Origin of the sequence: Pseudomonas cannabina (assembly GCF_900100365.1) — a bacterium.
Classification (GTDB): Bacteria; Pseudomonadota; Gammaproteobacteria; order Pseudomonadales; family Pseudomonadaceae; genus Aquipseudomonas; species Aquipseudomonas cannabina.
This window is the reverse complement of the sequence record NZ_FNKU01000001.1, coordinates 1134009-1153291: the sequence shown is the minus strand read 5'-3', so window position 1 is coordinate 1153291 and position 19283 is coordinate 1134009. Positions and strand designations below refer to the sequence as shown.

At 60.0% G+C, this 19283-nt stretch carries 16 protein-coding genes; 12 read left to right on the top strand and 4 right to left on the bottom strand.

Features of this window, described 5'->3' with window-relative positions; translation table 11 throughout:
- Window positions 1-15 precede the first annotated feature (15 nt).
- The gene (locus tag BLT55_RS05460; RefSeq protein ID WP_055001317.1) at window positions 16-825 is read right to left on the bottom strand and encodes an MOSC domain-containing protein; all 810 of its coding nucleotides are present in this window, start codon (window positions 823-825) and stop codon (window positions 16-18) included.
- Window positions 826-925: 100 nt separating this feature from the next.
- On the bottom strand, window positions 926-1852 hold the full coding sequence (locus BLT55_RS05455; RefSeq protein ID WP_007251267.1) for a chemotaxis protein CheV: 927 nt from the start codon (window positions 1850-1852) through the stop codon (window positions 926-928).
- A gap of 570 nt (window positions 1853-2422) precedes the next feature.
- Here BLT55_RS05455 and BLT55_RS05450 point away from each other — a divergent pair.
- Both BLT55_RS05450 and BLT55_RS05445 read left to right on the top strand, forming a co-directional pair.
- Window positions 2423-2854: a hypothetical protein gene (locus BLT55_RS05450; protein WP_055001318.1), complete on the top strand. Its 432-nt coding sequence runs from the start codon at window positions 2423-2425 to the stop codon at window positions 2852-2854.
- Between the two features lie 213 nt (window positions 2855-3067).
- On the top strand, window positions 3068-3730 hold the full coding sequence (locus BLT55_RS05445) for a response regulator (RefSeq protein ID WP_055001319.1): 663 nt from the start codon (window positions 3068-3070) through the stop codon (window positions 3728-3730).
- Here the strand turns inward: BLT55_RS05445 and yegS are convergent.
- Together yegS and BLT55_RS05435 are read right to left on the bottom strand one after the other, a co-directional pair.
- Entirely contained in the window at window positions 3714-4634 is a 921-nt protein-coding gene (gene yegS, locus BLT55_RS05440; protein ID WP_042913632.1) for a lipid kinase YegS, read from the bottom strand. The two genes, BLT55_RS05445 and yegS, sit on opposite strands and share 17 nt — an antisense overlap.
- A gap of 128 nt (window positions 4635-4762) precedes the next feature.
- A protein-coding gene (locus tag BLT55_RS05435; protein WP_167359962.1) for an IS3 family transposase occupies window positions 4763-6003 on the bottom strand; the annotation gives its coding sequence in 2 pieces (ribosomal slippage) (window positions 4763-5652 and window positions 5652-6003; 1242 coding nt in all).
- Between the two features lie 473 nt (window positions 6004-6476).
- Here BLT55_RS05435 and BLT55_RS05425 point away from each other — a divergent pair.
- The 10 genes from BLT55_RS05425 (at window position 6477) to BLT55_RS05380 (ending at window position 19278) form a co-directional block, all read left to right on the top strand.
- Window positions 6477-7913, top strand: coding sequence for an undecaprenyl-phosphate glucose phosphotransferase (locus tag BLT55_RS05425; RefSeq protein WP_055000423.1), 1437 nt, complete (start codon window positions 6477-6479; stop codon window positions 7911-7913).
- Complete coding sequence (locus BLT55_RS05420; protein ID WP_055000422.1) at window positions 7913-9370, top strand: mannose-1-phosphate guanylyltransferase/mannose-6-phosphate isomerase; 1458 nt, start codon at window positions 7913-7915, stop codon at window positions 9368-9370. The genes BLT55_RS05425 and BLT55_RS05420 overlap by 1 nt, the downstream gene beginning before the upstream one ends.
- A gap of 72 nt (window positions 9371-9442) precedes the next feature.
- Complete coding sequence (locus tag BLT55_RS05415; RefSeq protein ID WP_055000421.1) at window positions 9443-10219, top strand: polysaccharide biosynthesis/export family protein; 777 nt, start codon at window positions 9443-9445, stop codon at window positions 10217-10219.
- Between the two features lie 17 nt (window positions 10220-10236).
- On the top strand, window positions 10237-12228 hold the full coding sequence (locus tag BLT55_RS05410) for a GumC family protein (RefSeq protein WP_007251260.1): 1992 nt from the start codon (window positions 10237-10239) through the stop codon (window positions 12226-12228).
- A complete protein-coding gene (locus tag BLT55_RS05405) occupies window positions 12228-13406 on the top strand; it encodes a glycosyltransferase (RefSeq protein WP_055000420.1) in 1179 nt (392 codons plus the stop codon). The genes BLT55_RS05410 and BLT55_RS05405 overlap by 1 nt, the downstream gene beginning before the upstream one ends.
- A 1-nt stretch (window position 13407) precedes the next feature.
- Window positions 13408-14721: a cellulase family glycosylhydrolase gene (locus BLT55_RS05400; RefSeq protein ID WP_055000419.1), complete on the top strand. Its 1314-nt coding sequence runs from the start codon at window positions 13408-13410 to the stop codon at window positions 14719-14721.
- Between the two features lie 3 nt (window positions 14722-14724).
- Complete coding sequence (locus tag BLT55_RS05395) at window positions 14725-15942, top strand: glycosyltransferase family 4 protein (protein ID WP_007251257.1); 1218 nt, start codon at window positions 14725-14727, stop codon at window positions 15940-15942.
- On the top strand, window positions 15933-17033 hold the full coding sequence (locus BLT55_RS05390; protein WP_055000418.1) for a glycosyltransferase family 4 protein: 1101 nt from the start codon (window positions 15933-15935) through the stop codon (window positions 17031-17033). The genes BLT55_RS05395 and BLT55_RS05390 overlap by 10 nt, the downstream gene beginning before the upstream one ends.
- Window positions 17033-18460: an O-antigen ligase family protein gene (locus tag BLT55_RS05385; RefSeq protein ID WP_055000417.1), complete on the top strand. Its 1428-nt coding sequence runs from the start codon at window positions 17033-17035 to the stop codon at window positions 18458-18460. The genes BLT55_RS05390 and BLT55_RS05385 overlap by 1 nt, the downstream gene beginning before the upstream one ends.
- Entirely contained in the window at window positions 18457-19278 is an 822-nt protein-coding gene (locus tag BLT55_RS05380) for an acyltransferase (RefSeq protein ID WP_055000416.1), read from the top strand. Before BLT55_RS05385 ends, BLT55_RS05380 begins: the two co-directional genes overlap by 4 nt.
- Window positions 19279-19283 lie beyond the last annotated feature (5 nt).

Sequence of the window (19283 nt, the reverse complement as noted above, 5' to 3'; positions counted from 1 at the left end):
ACCCTGAGGTCGGCGCTATTCCAGTATTTCGACCGGCATGCCTACTTCCAGCTCTCCAGGCCCGTCGTTGACCATGTTCTGGCCGAACATGACGTTGCCCTCCACTTCCCGGTAGCTTTTGAGCGTAGCAAAAGGCTCGCGATCCGCACTGCGCTCCCCGGTAGACGGGTCGATGGTGGTCAGAATGCAGCGCGCACACGCCTTGAGCAGATGGAATTCGATGTCGCCGATCTGGATGCGCTTCCAGCCATCTTCAGCAAAAGCCTCGGCCCCTTCGATCACCAGATTGGGCCTGAAACGCAGCATTTCCATGCGCCTGCTCATCCGCGCCGACAAGTCGTCGAGCGAGCCCTGACCAATCAGCAGCAGCGGAAAACCATCGGCGAAATTCACCTGACCTTCGTCGCGACCATGGCCACCGGGCATCCAGCGCGCCCGCTCGGCAGGCATGTACACCATGCGCGTGGGCTTGCCGATAAAGCGACTGACCCACTCGGCCGCCATATCACCCGCATCAGGCACTTGCAGGGAATCGCGCCAGACAGTCACGCCTCGCAGATTGGCCTCGATATCCAGCGGCACCGCCACATCCAGCGCATCGAAACCGGGCGCAGAAAGCGTCACGCCGCCACTGGCATTCCACAGCACAGACAATTGCGACATGTGCGCGATGGCGCGCTGCGTGAAGAACCGGCCCGTGCTCTCATCGACCAGCATCCAGCGGCGGTCACCTGCCAGGCCCATCTGATCGAAGGATGCGCGCTGCAACGTCTCAGCCTTGCAGGACTTGAGCGGGAAGCGATAGAGCGAGCTGAGACGTAACATGAGGGCCGGTTCCTTGAGTGGCACGATAAGCTTTGATGCAGACATCAAAGCTTATACGAAGCAGACCCGGCGGGCATCACGCGCATGGAGCGCTGTCGCTTCAGATGATCATCAGAAGACGTTCGCGCACCACTTCGACCAGCTTGTCAGGCTGGAATTTGGAAAGGAAATTGTCGCAGCCGACCTTCTTGACCATCGATTCGTTGAAGCTGCCGGACAGCGAGGTGTGCAGCACGATGTACAGCGCGCGCAGGCGCGGATCGCTGCGAATTTCGGTGGTCAGACGATAGCCATCCATTTCCGGCATCTCGGCATCGGTAAACACCATCAGCAGTTTTTCCTGCACGTTCTCGCCAGCGTCCGCCCAGGCCTTGAGCATGTTCAGCGCCTTGAGACCATCGCTGGCCACGTGCAGCTTCAAGCCCAGCTGAGACAGGGTGTCGCGCAGCTGCGCCAGCGCCACCTTGGAGTCGTCGACCAGCAGCACTTCGCGACCGCGGGCATTTTCCAGCACTGGATCTTCGAGCTTCTCGCGGGATACCTTGGCGTTGTACGGCACGATCTCGGCGAGGACTTTTTCAACGTCTATGATCTCGACCAGTTGATCATCGACCTTGCTGATCGCCGTCAGGTAATGCTGGCGACCGGCACTGGCCGGTGGCGGCATGATCGCGTCCCAGTTCATGTTGACGATACGATCGACACCGCCGACCAGGAAGGCCTGAACCGAGCGGTTGTACTCGGTGACGATGATCGTGCTGCCAGGCCCCGGCACCAGTGGACGCATGCCGATGGCCTGGGACAGGTCGATCACCGGAAGGGTCTGACCGCGCAGGTTGACCACACCGCACACGAACGAGTGTCGTTGCGGCATAAGGGTCAGCTTGGGCAACTGAAGGACTTCCTGGACCTTGAACACGTTGATCGCGAACAACTGCCGACCGGCAAGGCGAAACATGAGAATTTCCAGGCGATTCTCGCCCACCAGCTGTGTGCGTTGATCTACTGTGTCGAGAATGCCTGCCATTTTAGCTCCAGAAGCAATGGTCATGATGAGTCTGCAAAAGCTGTATCGGCTGAAAAGCGCCGGACCTTAATAGCGATAAAGGTCATGTCCAGGCATTGATGTCACTTTAGCACTACACTCTGCGGGTACAGCACTGCCTGTGTGCAGACGAGGCTGCCAGGGTCGCTGCTTCAGCCGGAGATTTCTGACATGACGCTGCTTCTTTTCTGGTGAAGCCAAAAAAGTCAATCAGGGATCACCTGATATGATCGACATATAATTGCCACTATCGTGCAGGTATTCCCATTGCCTGAATGGAGAGAGCGTGCGTAGTCGCTTTCAAATCCGGCAATCGAGCGGCATCGTCGTCTGGTGCGTCGGTTCTGCCGAGTGTCGCGCAGCCTCTGGAATGCCATATGCCGACCACGGCGAAGCAATCGAGTGACTCAGGGCTGCCCGTATGACCCCCCTACATCTCCGTTATCTGCAACATTCGGAAATGCCCTACAGACTTTTGTTTGGAATCGACATTTACTGTCAACCATCCGCCTCAAGCGGAAGTTTGCGATCCATGATCTGTGGAGACAAAGGATGTTGAGCAGCAATGATTGGCAGCAGAAACACGACCAGTTCCTGAGTACGACTCAGGCACTTCTGTACAAATCAGAAGAGTGCCTGGCGCATCTGGAACTGATCTCCGACGACGAGGACGCTATCGGCTGCCTCGTGACCAGCCTGCGCAAACTCGCCCAGGAAGCACAAGCCGCCTCGGTGCCCTGTATTGCCGACTTTTCGCGGCAACTGTGTCAGCGCCTGGAAACGGACAGTCAGCCCCACGCTCTGTCTCACGAGGCATTGCTGACGGTTAAAAATTGCCTGACGCTCATCTCGTGGCAGGTCGAATTGCTCGACCCGAACACGGGAGAGCTGAAAATGGATAATCAGGAACAGCTCGAACTGCTGGAAAAACTTGCCAGCGCTTCCAGATCGCCTGTTTCTTCCACGGATGCCACACGCCAGTAATCGCAGGCGCCCAGCCAGCTCTCTGTCGATCATTACGGCAGCCTGCCATTCAGCAATTGTCGCAGGCACATCATTCGGCGTCCGACAGGTGAACACTGACTTGCCTTGCCACTGAGGTAGTATTGCCTGCATCAGAAACGTCCGTGCTGCCCTCGGCAATGGCAGACGGTTTTCTCGCTGCCATGAGCTGGCCCATCTACACAAAGAGCCACGATGACCTGCAATCTGTTGCTGATCGATGACCATGCACTGATCAGAGCCGGCGTGCGAGCGCTGGTTGCGAATATTCCGGGCTACGCAATTATTGGCGAAACCGCCGACGGCGCGCAGCTGGCGAGCCTCGCGCAACGACTTCAGCCCCACATCATTCTTCTCGACATCTGCATGAAAAACGTCGACGGCCTCGGCGTATTGCGGGAGCTGAGACGCACGCAACCGCACTGCAAGGTTCTGATTCTTTCGATGCTCAGCGACCCGGAGATGATTTTGCGTGCGCTGGAGGCAGGCGCTCATGGCTATTTGCTCAAGGATGCTACAGCCACCGAACTGGAGCGGGCGCTGGATGCACTGCGCAACGACGAGCGTTACCTGAGCCCGGCGATTGCCCACGTTGTGATCGAGCGCAGCAACGACGCCACACCACACGACGGGCGCCTGGAATCGAAGGAACGCTACAACCTGACGGCGCGCCAGCTTGAAATCCTGCGCCTGATCGTGCGCGGCAAATCCACTCGGGAGATCGCCGCTGGTCTGGGGCTCAGCATCAAGACCGTCGAAACTCATCGCTCGCAGATCATGAAGCGCTTGCAGATCTACGATGTCGCCGGTCTGGTGCTGTTTTGCGTCCGCGAGCGAATTATCAGTCTGGATGATTGAGCAGCGGCGTGCGACTCAATAGCGGTGAGTCCAGCGGTAAATGGACGTGCAGCGCGCCCGGACGCGCGACAAAACGCAGATCCTCACCGGACAGCGGCTCGCCGTCCAGGTTGATGTCCAGACCCTGCGCAGACTTGAGTTCTACCCAGGGCAAACGAGCGCGGATGAACATGTTGTCGATCCCCAGCCCGCCTTCCAGCAGCCGCCTGAACGTGCCGACTACCTCTTGCGGGGCGGGCAGGATGCTGATGTCGAGCAGGCCGTCATCGGCCAAAGCAGTGGGACACAGTTCATGTCCGCCACCTGCTTGCCGGCCGTTGCCGATACCCAGCGCCAGCAGGTCGCCGCGCCAGTGAAAATCAGGACCGGTGAGCTCCCCATGCGCAGCATGCAGCTCGCTGAAACGCGTCAGGCCGGTAAACAGATACGCGGCGCCGCCGAGGACCTTCTTCAGGTCTTCCGACGTGTTGGCGGTGACCTGGCTGCCGAAGCCACCAGTCGCCATGTTCAGGAACAGCTTGCCGCCCACTTCACCCAGATCGACCGCGCTTGGCTCTACATCCATCAATCGCAGGGCTTGTGACACCTCAAGCGGCACCCCGGCAGCGCGGGCAAAGTCGTTGGCCGTGCCCAGTGGCAGAATGGTCAGGCTGGCCTGCGGTTCATTGGCCAGCGCCAGAGCTTCGGCAATATCGCGCAAGGTGCCGTCGCCGCCGCCCGCGACGATATGCCGATGCCCGGCGGCCAGCGCCTCGCTGACCAGACGCTGTGCATCGCCGCCTTCCCAGGTGACCCTGACGTCGAGCTCCCAGCCCTGATTGCGTTTGTCGGCGACAGCGTCACGCACGTCTTCGTTGAGCGCCTGTTTGCCGTGAAGAATGAGCATTGCCCTGCGTTGTGTCATGACACCTCCTCTGATGAACCGTGCAGATGAAACCCGATGAGCAATGCTCTTTTCTGTCCGTAAGCGCGCGACTGCATTCTGTCGCGGCGCATGAGTGTGACCCCAGCCTGTCTAGTCCTGAAATAGGTTTACACCTGTTTCACGCTCAAAAACGCCCGATGCACCGCATCGGGCGTTTTGTATTTCAGGGATAAGTGTGGTCGCTCCCCATTGTAGATCTGCACCGATTCATCCACCATTTTCACTGCATCTGCCAAGTCTTTAGGCCGATGGAGTAGAAACTCGGTCTTCAAAATTCCGTTTATTCGCTCGGCCATAGCGTTCTGGTAACAGTCATAACCATCAGTCATCGAGCACCGGATTTCATGCCTGGTATGCAGCCGCTGATAGAGGTCGGAACAGTACTGGGCACCGCGATCTGAATGATGAATCAGCATCTGATCGGTTTTTCGCTCTCCTACCGCTTTTTCCAGTGCCTTTATCACCGACTGGGTATGCAGGCTTTCATGCACATGATGACCAACGATCTTGCGTGAGTACGCATCTGTCACAAGGCTCACATAGGCCACGCTTTCCTGTGTAGGCAGATAGGTGATGTCTGCAACCCAGACCTGTTCGGGTCCATTGGCCACGACTTGTTCAGGACCTGCTTTGAGCAGGTTGGGGTGGCGGCGAAAGCGATGATGACTATGAGTGGTCTTGTGATAAGCCCGTTTGCGCGGAACCAGCTCGCGCGCATCACGAAGGATGGTAAACAGACGGTCTCTACCCACGCACAACGACGCAGGAGCTTCGACGCTCATCAAGTAGTGCAGCTTGCGCGTTCCCAGCCTGGGCTGGCGACGCCGCTTTTCCAGGACGAAGTCCACCACCTCTTGGTCTTGGCGGACCTTCGCGTCAAAAGCGCGATTACGCTTGTAATACGCTTGACGCGAAATACCCATGAACAGGCAAGCCCTGGTAATGCTCAGGTCTTGGATTTGCCCTTGCGAGAGGACTTGCCGGGTCGCTTTTTTACGATGGAAACACCGTAGTCATTTTTCAAGACGTTCACGACAGCTTCAAAGAACTGGGCCTTCTGATTGCTCAGCACCAGCTGTTCTTCAAGCTCTTTAATCCGCTGCTCAGGTGTCGGCGGGAGTGTTGGCTCGGTCATGGACCTGTTCCTCGGCTCTCGAATTGATGCGCCTTGGCTCCAATCCTGTCGACCGTGCTTTCGTAACCAGACCAGCACCGTCGACCGGCCTTGGATGCCATAGCGTCGCTGGGCTTCTTTATAACTCAACTCGCCTTTTTCAACCTGATCTACGACCGATAATTTAAAGGCTAGCGTGTAATCGCGCTGGCTGCGCCTTTTGCCCGAATTCATTGAGTCCTCCTGAGGAAAGGTCAGAAGGTGTAAACCTTATTCAGGACGGGACAGCCAACTGAAAAAAGCCCATCGACGTCAGAAAATTTTTCCGGCCTGGCCAATGTGCGTTTGCGCCCGTCAGCGCGGGGCCTGATTACAATGCGCGGCGTTCGAACTAGGGCTTGTTTCAGAAATGAAACACGTTAGGCCTGACGTTTTCGGATCCATAAGCTTTACTGACAGCACAAACCATTCATTTGAGGGATTTTCATCCACAAACGATTGAAAAGTCTTAAATAAAATTCGGAAGCGGACGACATATATAAAGTGTTATTCACAAAAGACAGTCCCAATTAGCCACCACGCTGACATGGCAATGGCTACGCTACAACGAAATCAGCACAAAGATTCTTTTCCGACGCTGCATGCAGGCGATCAGAAACCTCGGGAATCAGCTGGAACCGGGCGTTTACAGGAAGTAGAGGAGTTTTATGAGGTTACAACCGGTTGACAGTCTTTCGCTCACCCGTACCAGTCTGGTCGAATACTTTCTCTTCGGTATTCGCCTGACCCACGGCATCGCCTGCATGCTCCCCGGTCTGCTGATCATGCTGCTGACCAAGGAAAGCAGAGTCGACGCACCCGAGAGCTACCTGGCCATCATGTTGTTCTTCGGCTTTGTCGGTGTGCTGGTGTTTCAGGCCATGGGGATCTATTCCGAAGCGCTGTTCAGCAACGACTTGCGCATGGGCACAATTGCCCTGGCCTGGTCGGCTGCATTCGGCCTGCTGCTGTTCATGCAACAGGCCTTGGGCATGTTCGGCTACCTCACTCATGAAGAACTAGTCATCTGGTATCTGGGCAGCCTCGCTTTGTTCGCCATCACCCGCCTGTTGCTGCTGATGCTGTTCAAGCACCAGATGCGCAAAGGCGTGTTCCTGCAGCATGCGGTGATTCTGGGCGCCACTGAAAACGGCCAGCGCCTGGCCGAGTACCTGCTCGAGCATCAAGACATTCGTTCGGGCGTGACCGGCTTTATCGATGACCGCATCGGGCGCATGCCCAAGACCGTCGCCAACCTGCCGATGCTCGGCAACACCAGCGATCTGGAGCGGCTGATTCGCGAAGAGAAAGTCACTCAAGTGCTGGTCGCCCTGCCCTGGACGGCGGAAAACCGCATGGACTACATCATTCGTGAACTGCGCAGGCTACCGGTGAACGTACTGCTGGTGCCGGACATGATCGCCTTTCGGCACACCCACAACCGCATCACCGAAGTCGCCAGACTGCCGATGTTCAATGCGTCCGAGGTGCCGCTCAATGGCTGGTCGCCGTTCATCAAGCGTGCCGAGGACATCGTCCTGTCGTCACTGGCATTGCTGGCCTTGTCGCCCGTGATGCTACTGGTGGCCCTGGCGATCAAACTCGACTCCCCGGGCCCGGTGCTGTTTCGGCAGAAACGCTATGGCTACAACAATCGCCTGATCGAGGTGTTCAAGTTCCGCTCCATGCACCAGCACCAGGCTGATGCGACCGCCGAACAACAGACCACCCGGGGCGACGCCAGGATCACGCGGGTTGGCCGCTTCATTCGCAAGACCAGCCTGGATGAATTGCCCCAACTGTTCAATGTGGTCGCCGGCAGCATGTCGATGGTCGGGCCGCGCCCGCATGCGACCGCGACCAAGGCGGCAGGCATTTTGTTCGAACAGGCGGTGAAGGAGTACACGTCGCGCCATCGCGTCAAACCCGGTATTACCGGGCTGGCGCAGATCAACGGCTATCGTGGTGAAACAGACACCGTGGAAAAAATCGAAAAACGCGTCGAATTCGATCTCGAGTACATCGAAAACTGGTCCGTCTGGTTCGACCTGTACATCCTTATGCGCACTGTCCCGGCAGTGATTTTCACTCGCGAGGCTTATTGATGAGCATCCTTATTCCCTGCATCATCGCCGGTGGCTCCGGCACCCGTCTGTGGCCAGTCTCGCGCGAAGCCATGCCCAAGCCGTTCATGCGCCTTCCGGACGGCGAAAGCCTGTTACAGAAAACCTTCAAGCGCGCGGTCGGCCTGCCCGGCGTCGATCATCTGCTGACCGTCACCAACCGCGAAGTGTACTTTCGCACTGTGGATGACTATCGCCAGCTCAACAAGGGCAAGGCACGTCTGGATTTCATCCTTGAGCCCTTCGGCCGCAACACCGCCGCCGCTGTTGCCGCCGCCGCGCTGCACATCAGCCAGCATTACGGGGATAATGCACAACTGCTGGTGCTGCCTGCCGACCACCTGATCACCGATGTCAATGCATTTTTCCGGGCCGTGACGGCTGCGCAGCAACTGGCTGCCCAGGGCTGGCTGGTGACGTTCGGCATTGTGCCCAGCACCCCGGAAACCGGCTTTGGCTACATCGAGAAAGGTCAGGCGCTCAGTGCAGAAGGCTGCCAGGTGGCCCGCTTTGTGGAGAAACCCGATGCAGCCACCGCTCAGGCCTGGCTGGATGGTGGCCTGCACCTGTGGAACGCCGGGATGTTCTGCATGCGCGCCGATGCCGTGTTACGCGAATTTCAAACCCACGCCCCCGAGGTGCTGAGTGCCGTGCAGGCGTGCCTGGCAGCAAGCCAGCGCAAGGAAGGCAACCGCGAACTGCAAATCGAACTGGACAGCGACGCGTTTGGCCTCGTCCCCGACATTTCCATCGACTACGCGCTGATGGAGCGTTCCGAAAAAGTTGCCGTCGTGCCGTGCGAACTCGGCTGGAGTGACATCGGTTCGTGGCAGGCCGTGCGCAAGCTGACGGCCGCCGACGCGCAAGGCAACCAGTGCAATGGCGAAACCGTGCTGCATGACGTCAGCAACTGCTACATCGACTCGCCCAAACGCCTGGTCGGCGCCATCGGCCTGGATAACCTGATCATCATCGACACCCCCGACGCTTTGCTGATCGCAGACGGCCGACGCAGTCAGGACGTGAAGATCATCGCCCAGGAGCTCAAGCGTCAGGGGCACGATGCGTATCGTCTGCACCGCACCGTCACCCGCCCCTGGGGCACTTACACAGTGCTCGAGGAAGGCAAGCGCTTCAAGATCAAACGGATTGTGGTTCGCCCACAAGCCTCCCTGTCATTGCAGATGCACCATCACCGCAGCGAACACTGGATCGTGGTCAGTGGCATGGCCACTGTGACCAATGGCGAGCGCGAATTCATGCTCGACACCAACGAATCGACGTTCATCAAACCGGGCTTTACCCACCGGCTGGTCAATCCGGGCGTAATCGATCTGGTGATGATCGAAGTCCAGAGCGGCGAGTATCTGGGCGAGGACGACATCGTACGCTTCACCGACATTTACGGACGTGTACCCGAGCAGGCTGTAAAGAGCTGAGCAACACCCCGCCACCATGAATTTATTACCCGCAAGGGAGCCGTATTTGTGCATGACAGGAGTTCAGGAACAATGAAGAGCATGATGCTGATCGCCAGCTTATTGCTGTTGAGCGCGTGCAACACCCCCTCGAGAATCGGCCTGCCCGATGACCGCGCGCAGATTGAAGCCAGCCAGGCCGCGGGACGGGCGCTGGCCGGCAAGCCTTTACCACCGGAGCGGATCAGGGCCGGCGACACGCTGCGGATTGTGCGCAACAGCGGCGAGGCGCCCTCCATCTCGGCGTTCACCGCCAACTCCATCTATGAACTGACACTGTTTCAGGTGCTCAACGACGGTACGTTTTCCTACCCGTACATCGGCACCGTCAAAGCAGCCGGCCTTACGCTGCCACAGCTCAATAACCTGCTGGAAAGCAAACTGCAAAACGTCTACCGCGAAACGGCGCTGACCATCAATATCTCCCAGTCTCCGGGCAATACCGTGTTCGTGGGCGGTGCGGTACGCAACTCGGTCACCCTGTCTACCAGTATCGCCACCAGTCTGGAGCAAGCGATCGTCGGCGCTGGCGGTGTGGCACTGGATGCAGATGCCGGTCAGGTCGCACTGTTGCGTCAGGAAGAAAACGGGCTCTACAAGACCTACCTCTTCGACTACAGCAAGTTCCTCTGGGCAGGTGCGGGAGGCCCCACGGCGCCGGTACTGTTGAAACGCGGCGACATCGTGTTCGTTCCCAAATCATCGGTCGGCAACAAGGTTGACGGCGTTTCCCTGTATTTCAACCAGCTGATTCCCTTCGCGAAGTCAATCGGCCTGGGCTTGAACTACGAGTTGCGCAACAACAATTAATTGTCAGGGAAACAGACATGATCAACATCCGTTCATTCCGCGACTTGCTGCGCCTGTTTTTCATCTTCAAGCGCGAAGTCCAGATTACCGTGCTGGCGACTTTCGTCATCATCCTGCTGGGCGCATTTCTGCTCCCCAACCGCTATGAATCGACTGCGCTGTTGCTGGTCAAGCCCGGCCGTGACAGCAGCACCGTGCCTATCGAGCTTTCCGACCGCCAGTCCATCGTGCTGCCCAGCGGCCTGCGTGATCCATTGCTGGACGAGGAACGCATGCTGACCGGACGCCCGATCATGCGTGCGGTATCCGAGAAATACCTCGCCGAGCTGTCCATGGCGCAACCTCAAACCGGTGTGCTGGCCTCGGTGAAGAACGGCATCAAGACGGTTGTCGGCGGCATCGTCGAAGGATTTCGCAGCGTGCTGCAGTTCATCGGTCTGGTGGAAAAACGCTCGCAGGCGGAGCGACTGGCCGAAGACCTGGAGAAAAACTTCAAGGTGAGCCACGACCCGGGCTCATCGGTGATGGAACTGACTTTCACCTGGAACGACCCGGCTACTGCGCAGACCGTGCTCAGGACCTGGATCGAAGAGTACCAGTTGCAGCGCACCAAGACGCTGGGCCGGGTCAGCCTGTATGCGTTCTACGAGTCGGAAGTCAAAACCACTGCCGAGAACATCATCGAGTACAAAAAGCAGATCCAGAACTACCTCAATCAGTTGAGCGCGGTGAGCATCGCCCAGCGCCTGGCTGATACGTCGCAGGGGCTCAATGACCTGCGTACCGAGCGCAACAACACCACCCGCTCCATCGCCTCGACCAAAGCCGGCCTCGACCTGCTGAAAAAGCAGCTGGCCGAGCAGCCCAAAACCGTTTCGGCCGGACGCGAGCTGGCGCTCAATCCCAATCGTCAGGACCTGCAGAACCGTATCAACGGCAAAGAAGTGGAACGTCAGGAAATGTTGCGCTCGTTCAAGGAGCAGGCGCCACCGATTCGTGCGGTCAATGAAGAAATTGCCAACCTGAAGAAACTGCTCAACGAACAGGACGCGACGGTCCAGCGCTCGGAAAGCATCACGCCCAACCCGATCTACAACCGCATGCAGAACGTGTATGCCGACCAGCAGACCAGCTATGCACGTTTGCAGACTCAACTGGCCCAGCAGAACGCACAAATTGCCCAACTGGAAAACGACCGTCAGCAGGCACTGAACCTGGAACCGGAACTGTCGCGCCTGCAGAACGAGCTGGACGCAGCCCAGAAAAGCTACGCGTTGTACAAGGACAGCCTGGAAAAGTCGCGCATCGACCGCGAACTGGACAACAGCCAGATCAGCAACATCGCGACCATCGAAGAAGCCACCTTCAACCCCAGCCGGGTCTTCCCGAAGAGCCTGCTGATGCTGCTGCTGGCGATTCCGTTGAGCCTTGTGGTCGGCGTTCTGGCGCTGTACTTCTTCTACCTGCTCGACCAGCGCATTCATGACGGCGACAAGATCGAAAGCAGCTTCGGCGTGCCGGTCTGGACCAGCCTGCCGGACCTGGAGCGGGCTCAGGAACGCAGCGCCGCCTTCACCTCCAACCTGCACCGGATCTACGGCATTCTGCCGCTGGATCAGGTCGACGGGCACGGACTGACCATCGGTTTCACGTCGGTCAAATCTGGTGCGGGCGTATCGTTCGTGATCGAGCGGCTGAGCACACTGTTGACCGAACAGGGCCATCGGGTGCGTTCCGAAGGCCCCGGCCCGGCCAGCCCTGGCGAGATCGTGTTGATCAATGCCTCGGCCCTGGCCGCAAATCAGGATGCCTTCGTGTTGCTGCGCAAGGCCGATCTGATTGTGCTGGTGGTACGGGCTCAGGAAACCACGGTGCCGATGCTGGAAGACACCTTGCATAACCTCAACACCGCCTTCAAGAAAGTCGACGGCATCATCATCAACCGCCGCCGTTTCGAAGTGCCGGAGCGGGTCTTGAGGTTTCTCAAGCGGATCGGGAGCCGTGGCTGATGCGCATTGCCCTGCTGGCCCCGCTACCTCCTGAGCAGAACGGCATCGCCGACTATGCCGGGCACCTTCGCCAGGCGCTGGAAGGCCTCGGGCTGCAAATCAGCACGCCATTGCAGGGGATCGGCAACGACCCTCGCGCGGTCGGACAGCGAGTGGCGGACACCGACTGGAGCGGCATCGATCTGGTGCATGCCGAGCTGGGTGGCGGGCGGCTTGCGGAGTTTCAGGCGTTGCGCAGCCTGCGTCGGCGCTTTCCGACACTGCCACTGACCGCCACCGTTCATGACCCCGAACGACTGGTCTGGCGTCGGGAAAAACTGCCCTGGCCGCTGTCCATCGCCAGCGGCATGCGCTCGCCCTTGCCGGAGATCGCCACGGTGCTGGCCGATCCGCTGTGCTTGCATGAAGAACGGCAACTGGCCCGGCACATGACGCGCCTGATCACCCTCACCCAGGCCGGCAGTCGCAGCCTCATGCAGCGCATGGGCCTCAAGCCGGAGCAAATGGTGGTGATCAATCACGGCAACGTGGCCATTGAACCGCAACCCCTGCCACCGTTGAAACCGCTGCGCCTGCTGTACTTCGGGTTTATCTATCGCGGCAAGGGGATCGAAGACCTGCTGGACGCGCTGGCCAGCGTGTTCACCGCCCAGCCAGCGTTGCGCTCGAACGTGCGCCTGACGCTCGCCGGGGGCAGCGAGCCGGAAATGGCGTTCGGTCCGTCCGGCAGTTACCTGGAACAGTTGCGGTTGCATATCCGTCGGCTGGGCCTGACCGACCTCGTCGACTGGCAACTGGACTTGCCCGCCGAACAGATCCCGAAGGTGATTAAGGCCCACCATGTGATGGTGCTGCCCTATCGTGAATCGAGCAAACTGAAGATTCTCGGCCAACTGCGCGGCACCAGTGGCGCCTTGTCCTGGGCTGTGGCCTGCGGACGCGGCGTGATTACCTCGGATGCCCGCTCGTTTGCCGAAGAAGTCTCGCATGGCAACGGCATGATTTATCCGCAGGGTGACGTCGAGGGCCTGGCGAATGCCTTGACGCATGTCTGCGCGACACCGGATCTGGTTGTGCAATGGGCGGAGAAGGCGCTGGACATGGGCAGGTCCCGGGTCTGGAGCCTCACTGCTGAACGTTTTCGGGATGTTTTCCGACAGGCCTGCGAGGTGAAATGATATGCAACGTCCGTCCAGATTCCGGCAGCCCCTCACGGCTGCGCTGATGACCACCCTGCTGAGCTGCGCGGTTCAGGCAGCGACCGTCCTGAAAGCGCCTCGCGAGGTGGTCTGGAAGGATTTTCTGGGCGTCAACGTGCAGTTCCAGTATTTCGCCCCGGACATTTACCAGCAACAGATGAACCGTCTCGACGATCTGGGCCTGAACTGGGTGCGACTGACTATCCACTGGCCGATCATCGAGCCCAAAAAGGACCAGTACGCGCTGGCCGAACTGGACGCGGCCATGGCCGCGATCAAGGCCCGCAATTACAACACACTGGCGTATCTGGTGGGCTCGGCGCCCTTCGCCAGCAGTGCTCCGGCCGACGCGGCCAGCCGCGATCAGTACCCGCCCACGGATTTCAACCTCTTCGCGGCACGCATGGCCGCCCTTGCCCAGCGTTATCCGCAGGTCGGCAACTGGCAGGTGTGGAACGAACCGAACATCATCTGGCTGCCCAAGGAAGACCCGGCCGCCTATGGCCGATTGCTGACCACCACGGCCAACGCGATTCGTTCGGTGCTGCCGGACAAGACCATCGTCACCGCCGGCATGGCCTATTACAGCCAGATGCACAGCACCTCTGGCTACATGCTGCAGACTTTGCTCGAAAACGGCCTCGGCAAGCAGAACATCGTGGCCGCCTACCACCCGTATTCCGAATACCCGGAAGGCGACTCGGTGCCCGACCGGGATTTTCTGGTGCGCGCCAATGCCATGAACAACCTGCTGCACGGCAACGGCGTCACCCAGGTCTGGGCCACCGAATGGGGCTGGTCGAGCTACTCGGGCCCGGTGGAAATGCAGCGCCTGATCGGCACCAATGGTCAGGCAGATTTCACCCTGCGGCGTCTGGCGCTGATGAGCGCGATGGATTTCCAGCGCATCTTTCTGTTCAACCTCAGCGACCTCGATGAGCGCGCCTCGGCCCGCGACCAGGGCTACGGATTGCTTGACCTGCAAGCCGACCCCAAGGCTGTCTACGGTGCCTTGAAAAACTTTCTGACGATCACCGGTCCGCGTTTGCAACCTGCCGACGCGCCTGCCGTCAGCCGTGTACCCGATGATTTGTACGCTGTGCCCTGGAGCCGCGCCGATGGCACGCGCTTGCTGATGTTCTGGAGTGCCGCGGGCACGTTTCTGACCTTTCCGGACATCACCGCCGCCGTTGTGCACGATCCGCTCACCGGCGGGCGTACGCCGCTGTCCGGCAGCGAGGGCATTACGTTGTTGCTCAAGCCGACGCTACAGATTCTGGAATGGAAACCCTGACGCATGCGAATTCTATGGACACTCCCCTACCTGCCGTGGCCGACTACCAGTGGCGGCAAGACCCGGGAATATCACTTGCTGCGCAACCTCGCGGCGCGTGGTCATCGCATCACCTTGCTGGTGCAGTCCAAAACCCCGCTGGATGACAGTTGCCGCGCCGCAGTCGAGCCCTGGCTGGAACGCCTGATCGTGGTCGACCGCCGCCCGCTGTTCAGCCTGCGCACCTTGCTGGCCATAGCCTTTGCGCCGCCTCCCATGCTGGCCAGCATCAATGGTTACGCACCACAACTGGAACAGGTTTTCGCAGAACTGCTCAAGGAAGACTGGGACATCATCCAGTTGCAGCACACCTATTCGTTCCAACCCTTCGAACGCGCCCTCAAGCGCTCGGGCAAGCCGTTCGTGCTTACCGAGCATAACGTTGAGTCCGACCTTGGCGCGGCCAGTTACGACCGTTTGCCGCGCTGGGCCGGGCTGTTCGCCGTGTACGACCGCTGGCGTTACCGGCGCTGGGAAAAACGCGTATTCAAGCAGACCGGCGAGCTGATTGCCGTGACCGAAGACGACGCCAAGGCGCTCTCACGCCTGAGCGGCAGGGCGACGTCGTACGTGGTCAACAGCGTCGATTGCGGCCACTACGCCAGCGTTCATGCCAACCGCACCAGCCACCGCCTGCTGTTCATCGGCAACTATGAATACGGCCCCAATATCGACGCCATCGAGTGGGCTCTGGACGAAATCATGCCCGAGGTCTGGGCTCAGGCACCGGAGGTGCGCTTCGCCATCGGCGGCTTCGGCATGCCTGAAACCTGGCGTGAGCGCTGGCCCGATCCGCGCATCGAATGGCTGGGCTTCGTCCCGGATCTGCGCGCGTTGCAGGCCACGGCGGCGATGTTCTTCGCGCCGTTGCGTCAGGGCGGCGGCTCCAAACTCAAGACGCTGGAGGCCATGGCCGCCGGGCTGCCGGTGGTCACTACGGCACAAGGTGTTTCCGGCCTGTCGGTCACCAATGGCGAACATTATCTGGGCAGCGAAGAAGCCTCCGGGCTGGCGACGCTGATCGTCGAATATATCGACAAACCTGCCCGGCTCGAGCAGATCGGTGAAGCTGGCCGTATTTACGTACGCGCCCGCCACGACTGGTCTGTGTCGGCCGCTCAACTGGAAGTGATCTACAACCGTTTTTCGCTCCCCAAGCAAGGATCGCGCTCATGCGTATAGGACTTGATTACCGCGCGGCAGCCGGTTATCCCATCTGCGGCATCGGCCGCCAGAACCTGGCCCTCGAACGGGCGTTTCGCGCGCAGCCGGACGTCCAACTGCAACTGTTCGGCGTGGCGCCTTATGACCATCCGGTACGCCGCCTGATGCACGCACCGCGCTGGGCCGCGCCACTGGATTCGGTGCATCGCCTGCCGGACCGGCTGCGCTTCGAAGGCGCCTGGCTGCCACAGGCACTGCGCGACGCCGGGATCGAAATCTACGTTGCCAACATCAATATGGGTTTGCCACTGGGCCGCAAACCGGCGGGAATGCGCTACGTGTTGCAACTGCACGACCTGTTTCAGCTCACTCAGCAGAACAATCACGGCTCACGCCTGAAAGCGCGCATCTATCGGCTGACCGATTACCTGTCGATTGCCTGGTCGCTGAAAGTCGCTGACCAGATCTGGACCCCGTCGCAGTTCACCGCAGACGAGGCCGTGCGTCTGTTCCCACAGATCAAGGACAAGCTGCGCGTTGTGCCGCTGCTGGTGGAAAACTTCAACGGCGAACCGGCCGACATCAGTCAGCTGCGTCTGCCTGTGCGCTACTGGCTGGGCGTGGGCACGCGCGAGCCGCGCAAGAACATCAAATGGTTCGTCGAGGCCTGGCAGACCGCACGCATGCAGTTCGTCGACACGCCCGAGCTGGTGCTGGTCGGTGGCGATGAACCGCTGACCGAAGCCCAGCGTCAGTTGCCGGGGCTGCACGTGCTGACCGGCCTGAGCGACGCTGAGCTGCATGCGGTCTATCGCAATGCCGAGCGGCTCTGGCAGCCGTCGTGGTGCGAAGGCTTCGGCCTGCCGGTGATCGAGGCGCTCAATGTGGGTACGCCGGTCGCCGTCGCCAGCGGTTCGTCGCTGGATGAGGTCGCCCCACCCGACAGTCCGCGTTTTTCACCCACCGACAGCGGCAACCTGATTCGCCTGATGGGTACCCTGGCGCAGGCACCTGAAGAGGACCCCGCCGTGGCTCGCGACTGGACCGAACGTTATCACCTGGATGCCTTCTGCACACGCGTGCGCGCCGCGCTGGAGGAATTACGCTGATGCCGTTGGCCTTGCCTGTGGGATTACTGTTCAGCCTGATGTTCGGCGTGATGGTCTGGCTGCTGCCAGCGCCTTTCGTGCTGCTGGCCGCGATCGGCCTTGCGGCGGCCGCCACGGTGATTCGTCGCCCGGTGTTGGGCCTCTTGCTGTTTTGCCTGATCGGGACATTTCTGCCCTACTCCACGGTGCAGATCGGCATTCGCACCACGGTGTCCGAAGCGCTGATCATGCTGACCTGGGGCAGCTACCTGTTGCAGGCCATGTTTCAGGAACAGGCCCGCGTGCCGAGCATGCTGCGCACCGAGAAGCTGCTGGTGGCGCTGATGCTGTTCAGTGCCTTCCCGTTTCTGGTTGGCCAATTGACGGTGGTTGCCGAGGGCAACGGACCGATCAACTGGGTGCGCTGGCTGTTCAACCTGTCGATCCTGTTTCTGGTCCCGCGCTTGCTGACCGACAGCAAAAACCTTGAAAACGCGGTCATGGCGCTGCTCGGCGGGACCCTGCTGATGCTGCTGCTGTCGATTTCGCTCTATGTGGCCAAAGGCACGGCGACCGCCATCATCCCGATCCTCGGCAGCTTGGGCTACAGCGGCGCGGACACCCTCACCCAAAGCCTGCAATCGTTTTCCAGCCGCATGGGCTCGCCGTGGATGCACCCCAACGTGGCGGGCGGTGCGCTCGCGATGCTGCTGCCGCTGGCGTTCTGCTTCGGCATAACCCGCAGCGGCTCGGCGCGCAAGCTGGGCCTGGCGGTGGCGATGCTGGGCGCCATCGGGCTGTTGTTGACCGGTTCACGCGGGGCACTGGTGAGTCTGCTGGCCTTGATGTTATGGATGGCGCACCGCCGCATTCCACACCTCGGACGCTTGCTGACGGGCGGCAACGTCGCCGGGGTCTTGCTGTTGATGTTCTACCCACCGCTGCAAGAGCGGCTGATGGGGCTGTTCACCGATGACGACGTCAGCACCGCGATTCGCTTTCTGGAGTACAGCCACTTTCCGGACGCCATGGCCACCTTCCCGTTCGGCATCGGCTTCAAGACCGATCCGCCGGTTATCGGCTACACGCAGTTCGGTATCTCCAACCTGTGGTTGAACTTCATCTACAAAATCGGCCTGCCCGGCATGCTGTTGTTCATCGCCGTGACGGTCAGTTGGTGGAAAGAGGTGCGCCCGTTCAGCGGACGGATCGTCCTGACCCGCGACAACGCCATCGCCCTGGGCTGCATGATCGGCGTGCTGGCCGCGCTGTTCAGTGGCCTGTTCGACCACTATTTCAGTTTTACCAGCGTGCTGGCCGCATTGTTCTGGCTGTTCATCGGCATCAGCCTGCACGAAACCAGACGCATGCGCACCCTGAACGCAAAAAGCGCCGTTGCACCTGAAAGCCACCCTGTTGCCTCACCCAAGCTGGAAGCCTCCGTATGAAACACCGCATGCTGCACTCACACAACCTCAGAGAGGCGCTGCCTGACTACGCACGCAAGATGGCTGTGCCGCTCGAAGAGCTGGAAGCGGCCTACCAGTGGATGCTGGACAACGAAGTGTGTTTCGAGACACGTATCAAAGAGCGCACACTGTCGTTCATCTGCTACCTGAATATCGAGCCCCGAATCGAACACCCGCTGGCGCGGCGCTTCTACAAACTGCTGGCCAGCGAAACCCTTGGCGCGCTGATTCCCTTGTACGGGATCAACTGGCCAACCCTGCGCGACCGCATGCTGCGCGTCTGGGAACAGACCTACAACATCCTGATCTGCAAGATTCCGAGCCACACCCTGCGCCTGCTGTGGCTGCGCATGGGCGGGGCGAAGATCGGCAAGGGTTCGACCGTCTGGCGCAACACCGAAGTGCTGGGTGTCGACAGCCTGCGCATCGGCAATGACACCACCGTGGGCTGGCACTGCCAGCTCGATGCCCGCGGCGGGCTGGTGATCGGCGATCACGTCACCATCGCCTCGCACGTGCTGATCATCGCTGGCGGCCACGACCTCAACGAGCCCGAGTTCTGGGCCGTGGGCGGGCCGGTGTTCATCGGCGACTACGCGTGGATCTGCAGCCGCGCACTGCTCTCGTTCGGCGCCGACATCGGTGAAGGCGCGGTGGTCGGCGGCAACAGCGTGGTGTCCAAACCCGTCGCGCCTTACGTCATCGTCAGCGGCCCGAACGCCGAGGTCAAAGGCGAACGTGCGCGTAACCTCAATTACAAGGTGGGCGGCAAAGGCCTGTTCACCTTGTTTCACTGATCAGC

Bases quoted from the DNA above. Each gene is read 5' to 3' on its own strand.
- BLT55_RS05415 (WP_055000421.1), top strand. From the start codon at position 9,443: ATGAAGAGCATGATGCTGATCGCCAGCTTATTGCTGTTGAGCGCGTGC.
- BLT55_RS05455 (WP_007251267.1), bottom strand. From the start codon at position 1,852: ATGGCAGGCATTCTCGACACAGTAGATCAACGCACACAGCTGGTGGGC.
- BLT55_RS05460 (WP_055001317.1), bottom strand. From the start codon at position 825: ATGTTACGTCTCAGCTCGCTCTATCGCTTCCCGCTCAAGTCCTGCAAG.
- BLT55_RS05425 (WP_055000423.1), top strand. From the start codon at position 6,477: ATGAGGTTACAACCGGTTGACAGTCTTTCGCTCACCCGTACCAGTCTG.
- yegS (WP_042913632.1), bottom strand. From the start codon at position 4,634: ATGACACAACGCAGGGCAATGCTCATTCTTCACGGCAAACAGGCGCTC.
- BLT55_RS05390 (WP_055000418.1), top strand. From the start codon at position 15,933: ATGCGTATAGGACTTGATTACCGCGCGGCAGCCGGTTATCCCATCTGC.
- BLT55_RS05410 (WP_007251260.1), top strand. From the start codon at position 10,237: ATGATCAACATCCGTTCATTCCGCGACTTGCTGCGCCTGTTTTTCATC.
- BLT55_RS05445 (WP_055001319.1), top strand. From the start codon at position 3,068: ATGACCTGCAATCTGTTGCTGATCGATGACCATGCACTGATCAGAGCC.
- BLT55_RS05380 (WP_055000416.1), top strand. From the start codon at position 18,457: ATGAAACACCGCATGCTGCACTCACACAACCTCAGAGAGGCGCTGCCT.
- BLT55_RS05400 (WP_055000419.1), top strand. From the start codon at position 13,408: ATGCAACGTCCGTCCAGATTCCGGCAGCCCCTCACGGCTGCGCTGATG.
- BLT55_RS05420 (WP_055000422.1), top strand. From the start codon at position 7,913: ATGAGCATCCTTATTCCCTGCATCATCGCCGGTGGCTCCGGCACCCGT.
- BLT55_RS05395 (WP_007251257.1), top strand. From the start codon at position 14,725: ATGCGAATTCTATGGACACTCCCCTACCTGCCGTGGCCGACTACCAGT.
- BLT55_RS05405 (WP_055000420.1), top strand. From the start codon at position 12,228: ATGCGCATTGCCCTGCTGGCCCCGCTACCTCCTGAGCAGAACGGCATC.
- BLT55_RS05385 (WP_055000417.1), top strand. From the start codon at position 17,033: ATGCCGTTGGCCTTGCCTGTGGGATTACTGTTCAGCCTGATGTTCGGC.
- BLT55_RS05450 (WP_055001318.1), top strand. From the start codon at position 2,423: ATGTTGAGCAGCAATGATTGGCAGCAGAAACACGACCAGTTCCTGAGT.